The sequence below is a fragment of the Halocynthiibacter namhaensis genome, from assembly GCF_000812685.1.
GTDB lineage: Bacteria > Pseudomonadota > Alphaproteobacteria > Rhodobacterales > Rhodobacteraceae > Halocynthiibacter > Halocynthiibacter namhaensis.
Genome location: NZ_JWIF01000027.1, coordinates 21,340 through 34,082 on the forward strand (window position 1 = coordinate 21,340; position 12,743 = coordinate 34,082).

Annotated in this window: 7 protein-coding genes; all 7 read right to left on the bottom strand. The window is 52.9% G+C overall.

Annotation, left to right across the window (positions count from 1 at the left end):
* Positions 1 to 96 precede the first annotated feature (96 nt).
* Positions 97 to 1,431: a 3-deoxy-D-manno-octulosonic acid transferase gene (locus RJ38_RS05065; protein WP_039017819.1), complete on the bottom strand. Its 1,335-nt coding sequence runs from the start codon at positions 1,429 to 1,431 to the stop codon at positions 97 to 99.
* Positions 1,428 to 2,717 carry a 3-deoxy-D-manno-octulosonic acid transferase gene (locus RJ38_RS05070; RefSeq protein ID WP_039017820.1) on the bottom strand — a complete coding sequence of 430 codons (1,290 nt, stop codon included), beginning with the start codon at positions 2,715 to 2,717 and terminating at the stop codon, positions 1,428 to 1,430. The genes RJ38_RS05065 and RJ38_RS05070 overlap by 4 nt, the downstream gene beginning before the upstream one ends.
* A gap of 656 nt (positions 2,718 to 3,373) precedes the next feature.
* Positions 3,374 to 6,055 carry a calcium-binding protein gene (locus tag RJ38_RS18025; RefSeq protein WP_052245207.1) on the bottom strand — a complete coding sequence of 894 codons (2,682 nt, stop codon included), beginning with the start codon at positions 6,053 to 6,055 and terminating at the stop codon, positions 3,374 to 3,376.
* Positions 6,056 to 6,534: 479 nt separating this feature from the next.
* Positions 6,535 to 8,883 (bottom strand): aldehyde dehydrogenase family protein, encoded by a 2,349-nt coding sequence (locus RJ38_RS05080; protein WP_039017821.1) that lies wholly within the window; start codon positions 8,881 to 8,883, stop codon positions 6,535 to 6,537.
* Positions 8,884 to 8,953: 70 nt separating this feature from the next.
* The gene (gene deoC / locus RJ38_RS05085) at positions 8,954 to 9,952 is read right to left on the bottom strand and encodes a deoxyribose-phosphate aldolase (protein ID WP_052245208.1); all 999 of its coding nucleotides are present in this window, start codon (positions 9,950 to 9,952) and stop codon (positions 8,954 to 8,956) included.
* A 155-nt stretch (positions 9,953 to 10,107) separates the two neighbouring features.
* Positions 10,108 to 11,019 (bottom strand): nucleoside hydrolase, encoded by a 912-nt coding sequence (locus RJ38_RS05090; RefSeq protein ID WP_039017856.1) that lies wholly within the window; start codon positions 11,017 to 11,019, stop codon positions 10,108 to 10,110.
* Positions 11,020 to 11,122: 103 nt separating this feature from the next.
* The gene (locus RJ38_RS05095) at positions 11,123 to 12,730 is read right to left on the bottom strand and encodes an ABC transporter substrate-binding protein (protein ID WP_039017822.1); all 1,608 of its coding nucleotides are present in this window, start codon (positions 12,728 to 12,730) and stop codon (positions 11,123 to 11,125) included.
* Positions 12,731 to 12,743: the final 13 nt, after the last annotated feature.

Below are 12,743 nucleotides of genomic sequence, written 5' to 3' on the forward strand. Positions count from 1 at the left end.
AAACGGGGGCGGGCATTGGTAGAGTGCTGTCAGATATCATGAATTTGCATGACCACCACCCCTGGTGGATTTCTTGCCAACCAATACTATCTTCTTTTATTTGGTAGTGTTATTCGCCAGCACGAGATCAAGGGCTTGTAGGGTCCGCTGGCTTGCGCCTTGGTGCTGGGATGTGAAGGCGATGATACTGTCCTGTGAAACTTCTGACGGCACACGCAGGGTTTCAATCAGCTCTGCCGCTGTTGTAACATCTTGCGCAACGCCGGCCTGTTTAGCTTCGACAAAGGGAAATTCGATTGGCCAAGTAATGGGACCAACCAAGACAGGCTTGCGCAACGATAGGGCTTCGATGATGTTATGGGCACCGCGTTCGTTAAAGCCTCCTCCAACGATTACACGATCTGCCAAGGTCAAATAAAAGTACATTTCCCCCATGCTGTCACCAAGCAATACGTGGGTGTCGTCGAGAAAGGGTGTCTTAACAAAATGATCTGTCCCAGCATGGATGTCGCCCAGGACTTTGCTGCGGCGAAGCGTTTTGAGATTTGAGGCAAGCAGCAAGGCCTCAACCGCATCAAATCGTTCTGGGGCACGTGGGACGTAGATGAATAGCGGGGTGGGGCGTTTGTCTTCTTCTGCTTGCTTGGCCACTCTTTGGATCAGGTCCGTATACAGATCTTCTTCATCGGCAACGCCGCTTGCGATTGCGATAACCTCGCGATCACTGTGGGCGATTTGCTGTCGGACTTTCGTTGCGACATCAATCTGTTGTTGGGGGATGGGTTGGTCAAAGCGCAATTCGCCCGTAACAGAGATGTTGGGCAGGCCGATTGACGCAAATTGTTCGGCCTGAATCGCAGACTTAACAAAAGCGCCGGCGCATTTTTGGATCACTCTCTGGCGAATGCGTAACCCTTTGGCGTCACGCTTCATTGGGCGCGAAGAATACTGTGCATTGCAGAGATAGAGCGGCAGTTTTGCACGTCTGGCAGCAAGCACCATTGCTGGCCAAATCTCAACTTCAAGCATCAATGCGATCCGCGGGCTGCAAGCGCGAAAAAACCTTCGGTGACACCAAGCGATATCAAAGGGCACCCAGATCACCGCGAGTTGCCCCGTTGCTATTTCGTGGGGAAACTGGCGTTCTGCCTCTCGGCGTCCTGCGGGTGTGAAATTGGTGATAACCACTGTGTCGTCGCGATCCAGCACCAGTTGAATAAGTGGTACAGCGGATCTGATTTCGCCAAGGCTGACCGCGTGAAACCAGATTGGGTGTTGGGGCAGTGATCCCGAATAAAATCCAAACCGTTCGCGCAGATGCTGGATGTAAAGCGGGTCTTTGCGGCCTCGTTTCCACAAGTAAGCCAATATCAGTGGCATCAAAAGACCCCAGCCTAGGCCATAGATAAGCATAAAAATGGTTAGGATCATGGATCGGGCCTTAGCAGTGAAATCAACTCGTTGGCCAGCGGTATAACAGAGGCTTGCGCATCGGCAACCAGCTGTTCTGCAACGACTTGAGAGTGTGCGGTGGGATCAGTTCTGATGGCCTGAACAAGGGTTTCTACAGGCGTGTTTGACGTGTCAATTTGGCAGGAAAGCCCAGCGTCTTTAAGGGTGTCATAGTCCACTTGGAAATTGTGTACGTCTGGTCCGTGCAATACAGGGACACCCAAACAAATGGCCTCCCACGGATTATGACCGCCCACGCCTCCCATGCTTGCCCCAATATATGCCTTTTGGGACAGGCGATACCACAGGCCAAGCTCGCCGAAACTGTCTGCAAGGAAGACCGCGGTATCGTCATCGGGGATCATGCTGAGGCTTCGTTGCGCAAATGCCATTTGGCTGTGCCCTAACTGTTCGATCAGTTCGGGGGCACGGTTAGGAACACGGGGGGCAAGCACCAGAAGATAGGATGGATCATCTGCAAACAACAGCTTTTGGGCGGCGATCACTACTGCTTCATCGGCAACATGGGTGGAAGCTGCCGTCCAGATTTTACGTCGGGACAATTGATGTTTTAGTTGGTTCAAATCAGATGGGTTTACCGTAAGAGGGGCCGCCGCCGGTTTGAGAGACCGATACAATTGTGGTTGTTTCGCCCCAAGTGACTTGAGATGTCTTTGGGTCTCTGTGTCTTGTGCCGACACAAAGGCGAACCGTTTGAATAGATCAGCATGCAAACCCGCGAAGCGGGCGCGGCGTTTATAGCTGTTTTCATGTATGCGGGCATTGATGAAAGCCAAAGGAATGCCGCGAGCATATGCATCATGTATCGCACCGGGCCAAAGATCTTGTTCTGACCAGATTGATAGGTCTGGTCGCCAATGGTCGAGAAAACTGCGAACGAAGCCGTTGCCATCGAGAGGCAAAAATTGGTGAACAGTTCGGTTGGGCAGATTTGCCCCTAGAACCTTAGACGAGGACCGGGCAGTCGACGTGATGAGAAATGACAGCTGTGGGTCTGTTTCGTGCATCTGTGCGATTAAGGGTCGCAGGGCCAGCACTTCGCCCAATCCAACAGCGTGAATCCAAATCAAACGCCCTTCTGGGCGGGGCTGTGTTGGGATCCCAAGCTTTTCATCACTGCGTATCGGGTCGTCTTTTCCACGTTGGACACGTCGCTTGATCAGCCATTTCATCAACGGTTGCAGCAACGGCCTAATACATAGATAGGCGCGCAATTGCAGCCCTGTGCGCATGAAAATGGTCATGGAATGTCTCGTGTAGGCAAGTGGTGTGCTTTCAAGTGCGGTGTCGCTTTCGTCACGATGTCATCCCGAATGATGCGCGCATATTGTTCTTCATTTTCGTATTGCACTTGGAACGTTCTCATTCGTGAATCTGTTACGCATTTCGTTGGCTATTGGTTTGCAAGAATAGGATCTGTGACGGGTTAGTCCATCGTAGATTTACGGTTACCTAATTTTGATGCAACGCAATCCATGAAACATCGTTGATACACAACGGGATCACGACGAGGCGAACAGGGGCGAGGTGATCAATCCACCGATGACGACAATCCCCATGGGCTGGCCGAAGCTTGGATCACCTTCCACAATTGCAAGAGTGCCAGGTGAAGCTTGTCCATCGCGGCGTCATCTGATCACCGCCTCGTTAAAAAACCGCCATGGTCATTTTTTCACGCCTCGCTCCAAGCGCAACATTGGCCCTGAAATCCCCCTTTAGGGATCATGTTGCGTATAACCCGGCTGGACGGTGGGACGAATGGTTCTTTCGTTTCGTTATTTCGGATCGTCTCTCTCAGAAGTTGGTTCACCTCAGTTAAGGGGCTGAACTCCAGCTACCAGGTTTGAATACGCGGCCCCGAGGGTTGTCAAAGTCAACGGGCTTTGGTCGGGGGGCATTTTTACAGGAACAGAAAATCACTTTCTGCCAAGTCACTGGCGAGAAGGTTTTCTATTATGATAATGTCATCCACCCCGTAATGTATTGTCGTGTTGTTTCCATCTTGAAGGATATCCAAGTCGGAATAATTGAGGCCTCTAAATTGTAAGCTATCAATTCCCACCTGATAGTCACGGATCATATCTTGGCCAGAATGAGGCGCGAATACAAAGATATCACTGCCTTCCCCGCCGGCCAAAATATCAGCCCCTTTACCGCCTTCGATGATGTCGTCGCCATCAAATCCAAATATCCAGTTTCCCTGTTGGTCGCCAACCAATTGGTCGGCGGCAGTGGTTCCAAGTGTGTCGCCGACATAGTGAACTGTGTTGGTGCGATCACCTGCGGGGCCAGTTGCAACAGTGACTGCAAGGCGACCATCTTCCGTGAAATAAATGCCTTCTGGTTCGCCTTGGCGGTCGATTTCTCCGATTTTGAAATCAAAGCTGCCAACACGTTCACCAGTGATCGTGTATTTTTCGAACCCTTTCGCATCATCTTGCCCGCCATAGCCAGAGATCACGTAGATAAAGTCACCATCACTGGCCAAGCCTTGTAAAGGGGGCGTCGCAACTGTTCCCGCGGGCAGAGGCACAGACTGAAGGTCAAAGGTGGTGACAGGTTGTGCCTGTTTGAGATCGCCGTTGTTGTCTGTCAGATCTTGTAAGTTGAACACCCGTATTTGAACCGGCGTGGTCGATGTGTCTTCAACAATCAGATATGCCCCATCGTGCGAAATTGTAGGCGAGGCGCTGCCCGAACGGCCATCTTCCTTCCAGACAAGTACGTCCTGAACATTGCGGATCAATAGATTACTGTCGTCACTGGGATCTTCCCAGATCTCAAACCGAACCACCTTGTTTTCGTTCCCCATCCGAGACGACCAAAAGATATCGACATCGACCGTGTTGTCTTGCGCGTCGATTCTAGTAACGGTTTTTTCATAGCTCAGACCTTGGTGCCCAATCGTATTATCGATGCTTTTTGTGTACCGAGCGGCATCCAAAGCGGGCCCGTCTGCGATGTCGTATTTGTTGATGATTGCATATTCGTGGTCCTGCCCCTGGCGCGAAACATGCAGACTGAACAGGCTTCCATGGGCTTCATCAACCGATTGAATGACGTTGCCTGCACCATTCCCCATTTTGTTAAGCGTATACTGTTGGGTCGATGTCTCACGGCTGAATTGCAGATCATTTGCACGGGCCTCAATAAGGTCATTTGTCCCGACGAAATCCGCGTGCGTGATATCCTGTGAATGGGTGTTCTTTAGGATGAAACGCGCACCTGTACTGGTTTGTATCACAGTGTCTGTGTCGTTGACTTGGGAAATATCGAGTTTAGAAAACGATGCATCCTTTAGTCGAATTTTATCAATTCCGATTTCAAAATCGGTGATGATGTCGGTGCCGGATTGATCCGAAAGCACAAATTGATCGACACCTGTACCGCCGCTTAGTGTGTCATTTCCGTGCCCGCCATCAAGCACATCATCGCCCGCACCACCGAAAAGATTGTCATCGCCATCAAGGCCAAGAAGCCAGTCGTCGCCACCGTGACCTTTCAAAACATTGTTGTCGTTGCTGCCTGTTAGCACATCATTGGTAAAATCTGAGCCACCTAAGTTTTCGATACTCACATATGTGTCGGCACTATTATTTTGTCCTGTCGAAAGATCGACGATGATGCCTGTGCCGTTAAACAGCTGGCGATCAAAATAAGACACAGTGTCAGTGCCAGAGCCACCATCAAATAGATCTGATCCCGATCTGTCGCGGAAATAGTCGTCGCCCTCTGCACCGAACATTTGATCGTCACCACGGCCACCAAAAATATTGTCGTCACCAGCTCCCCCAATAAGGGTATCATTGCCAGCGCTTCCGTTTAGGTCAATTTCTTCATTGCTACCGAGTTGCGCTGTGTTGACAGAAGTTTGCGCAGCATTGGCATGCGGCCCGGCGCCTGTGGGGTCGACAAAGGAATAGTTGAACGCGCTATAGGTGACAGCAGCAGGTGTCGCCGTGGCATGGATTTCGCTGCTGGCCTGCGCGATCGCCATGATTTGAGATGTGGTGCGGGCGCTGTACGCCGTTGTTTGAAGGGTTACCAGCTTTCCCAGGCTGTCATTTTCGCTCGTGCCGAAACCATTGGGCGTCCGCGTTGATGCAGGGGGGGGCGCGGGTGGGGCGCAGACGTCGCTCTCCGTGGTGTCGTTGATCTGTATTACGCGCGGGCCAAACATCTGCTTGGACCGTTCGGTTCCGATGCAGTCTAAGAAAGGCGATGCAATGCCGATGGGGTGATTGGAGATATCACCATCGAAACTTGTAGGGACTGGTTCAATATTTGTGAGCGTCCAACGATCAAAATGGGGAACTTCGCTTGGGTTTGCATTGCCGGGTTTTTCGATATCTCGATCTGTGAGATCAGGTATATCGTCTGCGACGCCATCGTCGGGTTTGAAACCCAGTTGGACGATATCAAACAACATCCGCTCTTCGAGATCCGCAAGCGCAATGACATTCTCGGATGCCATCTGATCAGATGAAACATCTTCGGAATTTGCGCATTCTTCAGCAAGCGCCCCAGTGTGAATGTCACATGCTGAAGCAGCTGAAGCCAGGGTGACTTCATCGTTTTTCATCTTCAATCCTCGGTTATTTGAGAGAAGCCTCGCCATGGAATAGGCAAAGGCAGCAGGCGATTGAAAAGGTACAATGGGACAACAGTGGAGGCGGGCCTCCTTGTGATCACTGAACTGGGGCGTTGTTTGTCACCCAGCTTCGTTCAGCTTCAATCGTGGTCTGTTTTTCGCCATTTCACCTTGATCAAAGTACCATTCTTCTGATCTCAACTTGCCTCTATTTTCAGTCGCAGGGCGTGTTAGGTCAATAGAATTTGAGCTAATTATTACAATCTAAGTTAACGCAAGGGCGAGAAAGTACAGCTACACGTTGATTTTTCTGACAATTTTAAAGGTAACAGAATTTTTGAAATTTTGCCTGGTTGCTGCTCATGCCGCTGTAAAGGCCTTGTTAACCAAGTATTTACAGCGTTGGATTCGAACAGCCTCCCGAAATCGTGTAAATGCCGGGCCGAAAAGATACAGCCCGGCATATAGTGTTATTCGCCGTAGGGGATCCAGATGTTTTTGACTTCTGTCGCGGCTTCAAGGAAGGGGCGCATATCGGGATCTGCCCAGTCGCGCGTATGGGCGTTGTTGACCCAGGTGCGTTTTAGGTTGCCTGCGGACCGGGTTTCTACATCGGCCGAGATATCAGCAGAAGAGAAACTCCAGATCGCATCCACATCAAGATGATCCGCCAAGGTTTTGGCAAGTTCTGCGTGGTCGCCGGTGATGATGTTCACGACACCCGCAGGCACATCTGAGGTGTCCAAAACCTGGTAGAAATCTGTCGCCGACAATGGGAAAGCATACGAGGCAACCGTGACGGATGCATTGCCCATGGCCATGGCGGAGGCGGTTGATTTTACAAGGCCCAACAGCGGGGCGTCATCGGCGCATAAAATGCCGATCGTGCCCACGGCTTCCTTCATGGCCAAGGCCACGCCACGGATCGGCACGCCATGGGCTTGGCCGTCGAATTTATCGGCCCAAGCGGCGGCGGTGAACAGGGCGCTGATGGAGGCTTCGACCTCAGCCTTGCCATGCTTTTTGCCGGACATCGCGTCAAGGCGTGCAGCGAATTCATCTGCGCGGGCGGATAGGTTTTCGCCGACATAATACAGGATCTGCGCGCGCAGGTGGCCGGTGGTTTTGCCCCAGCTGGCGCGGGCCTTGGCGGCGGCTTCGACGGCGTTGCGGATGTCCTTGCGACTGCCAATGCCCATATCACCCAGCAGTTTGCCTTTGGGGGACCAGATCAGCTGTGTTTGACCCGCATCCGGGCGCGATTGCTTGCCGCCGATATACATTTTCGCGGTGCGATTGATTGCGTCGGCTGCCGTGGCATCACCTGCCTCATAGGGGGCGATGGGGCTAAGTTTTTTACCCGTCTCGATGGGTTTTGTATAGGCCGCGAGACCTTCCCAACCGCCTTCACGACCAAAGCCACTTTCGCGCAGACCACCAAAGCCAGCGGCGGCGTCAAATAGGTTCGTCGCATTGGTCCAAACCACGCCACATTTCAGTTTTGGCGCGATATCAAGTGCAAGGTTTACGTTTTCCGTCCAGACGGATGCGGCCAGACCGTAACGGGTGTTATTGGCGACTTCTACGGCTTCGGCTGGGGTGCGGAAGGTGGTGCCGACAAGCACGGGGCCGAAGACTTCTTCCTGCATCAAAGTCGCTGCGGCATGCAGGCCGGTGATCAAGGTTGGCGGGTAATAACAGCCGCCTTCGGGCAGATCACACGCGGCTTGATAGACCTCGCCCTCGCCGCCATGGGCGTTGACCAAATCGGTGATGCGGGTCAGTTGACGCGGGTCAACAATGGCACCGACATCAATGCATTTATCAAGTGGATCGCCGATGCGCAGTTTGTCCATCCGGGCGCGCAGTTTGGCATAGAAAACATCAGCGATGCCTTCTTGAACCAGCAGCCGAGACCCGGCACAGCAGACTTGGCCTTGGTTGAACCAAATCGCGTCTACAAGCCCTTCGACCGCGCTGTCGATGTCTGCGTCGTCAAAGACGATATAGGGGGATTTTCCGCCCAACTCCAAGGTCAAAGCCTTGCCCGAACCTGCCGTCAGTTCACGAATGCGACGCCCCACGGCGGTGGATCCGGTGAAGGCGATTTTGTCGATATCATCATGTGTGACGATGGCCTCGCCGGTGGCGCCATGGCCTGTGACGATGTTAACGACGCCCGCAGGCACGCCCGCTTGTTGGCAGATTTCAGCGAAGAAAAGCGCTGTGAGAGACGTGTATTCCGCAGGTTTCAAAACCACTGTATTGCCCATGGCCAGCGCGGGTGCGACTTTCCAGGCAAGCATCAACAGCGGAAAATTCCAAGGGATGACTTGACCGCAAACACCCAAGGCCGTGCGACCTTGCATTTCTGTGTCGGCCAGCTGCGCCATGCCCGCGTGATAATAAAAATGGCGAGCCACAAGCGGGATATCGATGTCGCGACTTTCTCGGATCGGCTTGCCGTTGTCCATGGTTTCAAGCACCGCGAGAATGCGGGCGTGTTTTTGCACAAGACGCGCGATGGCATAAAGGATTTTGGCGCGCGCATGGCCGGATGTTTTGGCCCAAGACGCTTGCGCTTTGCGGGCGGCTTTTACGGCAGAGTTGACGTCATCCGCGCTGGCTTCTGAGAGGTCGGCCAGGAAGGCGCCATTGGCGGGGTTGTGGCTTTTGAACTCGGCTTCCGCTTTGGTGAAGCTGCCGTTGATGAAATGGCCAAAGGAATGGCCGTGGCTGTCGAGCCAAGCAAGTGCTTCTGAGTTGCCTTCAAGGGCTGGGCCATAATCCATAGTGTCAAAAATCTCTGCGATGGTCATAAACGTGTCTTTCTGTCGCGGGAGCGTTTTCTTTGAAAGAAAACGGGTCGGAATTTTTGGAAAATTCCGATTATCCGATGGCGTGGCGGTTGGCGGCGGAGTAGCGGCCAGTGAGATGGTGTTCAAGCTGGCGTTCAATGTCGCCCAGCAAGGATGACGCGCCAAAACGGAAGAGATCAGGACGCAACCAACGATCCCCAAGTTCTTCTTTGATCAAGGCAAGATAGGTCACCGCATCCTTGGCTTTGGAAATGCCGCCTGCGGGTTTGTACCCAACTCGAAAGCCCGTCCATTCACAATAATCCCGGATCGCACGGATCATCACAAGGCTGACGGGCAGGGTGGCGTTGACGCTTTCCTTACCGGTTGAGGTCTTGATGAAATCAGCGCCCGCCATCATGCAAATCATCGACGCACGCGCCACATTGCGCAGGGAACCAAGTTCACCCGTCGCGAGGATCGCTTTGACATGGGCATCGCCACAGGCCGTGCGAAAGGCGCGCATCTCGTCATACAGGGCTTGCCAATTTTGGGTCAGCACATGACGTCGTGAAATCACAATGTCGATTTCTTGGGCACCGGCTTTGACGCTTTCTTCAATCTCGGCAACGCGCAAATGGAAGGGGGACAGGCCCGCTGGAAACCCGGTGGACACTGCGGCAACGGGAATGCCCGTGCCGTCAAGGGCTGCTACGGCGGTCTCGATCATATCGTGATAAACACAGACGGCACCGGTGGTTAGCCCGTTCATGCCGAGATCCGCCAGCATGGTTTTTGACACGGGTTGGCGCGCCTTGGCACAAAGACGACGCACGCGACCTTCGGTGTCATCACCGGACAATGTGGTTAGGTCGATCATTGAAATCGCACGCAGCATCCACGCGGCCTGGTGATCTTTCTTGACGGATCGACGACCAGGCAAACTGGCACAGCGACGTTCCACCGCCGAGGTGTTCACCTGCACAGCCATCACCCGATCGAGATCAAGATCCATCCCCGGATTACGAGGTTCGTGCAATTGCGGCACGCCTGCCAGTGTTGTCAGCGTATTTTTTGTATCAGTCTGCATCCGGCATTGTCCCTGGGGGTTGCGCTAAAGGCTGAATTTCTCATGTCAGCGCAAACAATGCAAGCATTTGTCCAAGCGGTCAAAACTGAGTTCCAATTTCGACCGTCCAGAGTTTGGCTAGGGGGATTAGGGCAGGGGGCGGTGTTTCAGCGAGATCAATGCAAGGCTGCGAGATGTGTCTTGAGCTTGGTCAAAGTCGCAACCGCGTCGATTTCAATGGCGACGGCAACTTTGGGACGGTTTGGGTCTGCCAAGGTCGCACCGACGGTTTCGCCGTCTTGACTGACGCGCAATCCCGTATGTTCAAGCCCAAACCAATCAGGGTTGGAACAGGCAAGCACGGCGGCGGCGTCATGCATGGGGCAGCCATCGAGATTGGCGACTTCCTTATAGAAACCCAGGTAGAATTCCGAAATTCGGTTGAGAAAACCACCGATTTTGGGTGAGGATGCAGCAAGCGCTGCGAAATCACCGGGCACAAGCAGGGTTTGCAAGGTCACGTCCAAGCCGACCATAACGGTGTTGAGGCCACTTGCGAAAACCGCATCGGCGGCGGCGGGGTCGTGAAAGATATTGGCTTCTGCATGGGCGGTGATATTGCCGGGGCAATGCAGGTTTCCGCCCATAATCACAAGTTTATCCAAGTTTTGCGCAAAGCTAGGGTCAAGTTTCAGAGCATCGGCAATATTGGTCAATGGGCCGATGGCACAGACGGTCAAATCGCCGGGATGTTTGCGGGCCATTTCGACCAGATACTCTGCTGCGTTTTGGTCGTGGTTCGTACCGATTTGCGGCACCTCAACGATATCGCCAAAACCTTCAGATCCATGTACCCATGCGGAGGGTTCAAACGGATAGTCGTTCCAAGGTTTCGAAGCACCTTCGGCAACCACAGCGTCAGACCCGAGCATATCCAAAAGGAAACGCGCATTGCGGCTGGATTGGTCGACGCGGGTGTTGCCGAAAACAGTGGTCAGACCAATTAGGTCAATTTCGGGTAATGCATGAGCCAGGGCAATGGCAATCGCATCATCTACGCCCGGATCGGTATCAATAATCATTTTCATAGCGATATCGAATAAAGGGCGCATGGATTTGGTGCAATCAAAATAACAACGGCGGGGAAAGCCCCGCCGCCGTTTGATTGTCGTTTAATCTATGTGGTGCGGATCACGCAAACCACCAGCGGGATGCAGCTTTTGCGCCATCCATGGTCCAGTTCGCGGCCACGTCATCTGAATGTGCGATGTCTTTGGACACGCCCATGATGTAATTGGCGAACATTGGAACAACCGCGCCACCATCGTCACTGATAAGGGTCTGCGCTTCGGCATACATGCCGCGACGTTTATCTTGATCCAGCTCAGAACGGGCTTCTTGAACAACTTCGTTAAAGCGCACAGCACTTTCAGTTGTGCGCCAAGCGGTGTCATTCCATTCGGTTTCCGCAACATAGGCCGATGCGAACATCCAATCCTCTGTTGGACGGCCACCCCAGTAACATGCACACCAAGGTTTCTTGTTCCAAACGTTGGACCAGTAACCATCAGATGGTTCACGTACGACTTCAATATCAATGCCAGCTTCGGCAGCAGAAGCCGCGATAAGCTGTGCCGCATCAACCGCACCCGCGAAGGCTGCGTCAGAGGCGGACAATTGGATCGGGCCAGAGTGGCCTGATTTTTCATAGTGATGACGCGCAAGATCCGCATCAAACTCACGCTGAGGCAAATCAGAGGCGTGGAACTGATTGGCAGTTGAGATCGGGTGATCATTGCCAACCGCACCATGGCCTAGCAGAATTTTATCAACAAGTTCCTGACGTTTGATCGACAGTTTTAGCGCCATGCGCAGATCGTAATTGTCAAAGGGTGCCGCATCTACACGCATTGGGAAGGTATAGTGAAGTGTGCCGGTCTTTTCCAGGATGTTGATGTTTGGTGCACGGCCCAGCAGACCAACGGTCTTGGGATCAACACGTTCAATCGCATGTACATCACCTGACAAAAGCGCGTTTTGGCGGGCGGTGACATCCAGCAGTGACAGCATCTCGATCTGGTCGAAATGGCCTGTGCCTTCTTTCCAAGCATTGGCGTATTTATTGGCGATGGTGCGTACGCCAGGTTCAAAGGTTTCGATCACATAGTTGCCCGTGCCGATGCCAGCCAATGCATCAACTTTGCCCTCAGATGACGGCAGGATCAGCAGGTGATAGTCGCTCATCAAATAGGGGAAATCGGCGTTGGCCGCGTTCAGTGTGAAGACAACGGTGTTGCCATCGATGGCCATGTCTTTGATCGGGGCGGTCACACCTTTTGCAGCGGAAGTCGAATCTTCGCCGCGGTGATGGTTGATGGACGCAATGACATCTTCAGGTGTCATGGTCTTGCCATTGTGGAATTCAACGCCTTGACGCAGATTGAAACGCCATGTGATCGCGTCGTCAGATTCAAAGCTTTCGGCGAGATCGCCAACCAGATCACCAGCCGCGTTCACCTCGGTCAGGCTGTTGCCGTAGAGATAGCCAAAGTTGGTGTTGAAGTTGTTTTCAAATGTGCCCGGATCCATCGTATCAGTGGTGGAACCAGCGGCCATGCCCATGATGAATTTTCCACCTTGCTTTGGCGTTGCGGCCATCGCTTGATTGGCCCAGCTAAGCGCGGTTGGAACAACGATACATGCAGCGACCATGGACTGTATAAAGCCTCGGCGCGAGATTTGTTGGTTGGTTAGTTTCTGTTTCTGTGACGCAATAAAAGCATTTTTGCGTGAAAGCATGATGTCTCTCCCA

What these genes read in the sequence shown, in the direction of transcription:
- RJ38_RS05065 (WP_039017819.1), bottom strand. Translation starts at nt 1,431, where the DNA reads ATGATCCTAACCATTTTTATGCTTATCTATGGCCTAGGCTGGGGTCTT.
- RJ38_RS05070 (WP_039017820.1), bottom strand. Translation starts at nt 2,717, where the DNA reads ATGACCATTTTCATGCGCACAGGGCTGCAATTGCGCGCCTATCTATGT.
- RJ38_RS18025 (WP_052245207.1), bottom strand. Translation starts at nt 6,055, where the DNA reads ATGAAAAACGATGAAGTCACCCTGGCTTCAGCTGCTTCAGCATGTGAC.
- RJ38_RS05080 (WP_039017821.1), bottom strand. Translation starts at nt 8,883, where the DNA reads ATGACCATCGCAGAGATTTTTGACACTATGGATTATGGCCCAGCCCTT.
- deoC (WP_052245208.1), bottom strand. Translation starts at nt 9,952, where the DNA reads ATGCAGACTGATACAAAAAATACGCTGACAACACTGGCAGGCGTGCCG.
- RJ38_RS05090 (WP_039017856.1), bottom strand. Translation starts at nt 11,019, where the DNA reads ATGAAAATGATTATTGATACCGATCCGGGCGTAGATGATGCGATTGCC.
- RJ38_RS05095 (WP_039017822.1), bottom strand. Translation starts at nt 12,730, where the DNA reads ATGCTTTCACGCAAAAATGCTTTTATTGCGTCACAGAAACAGAAACTA.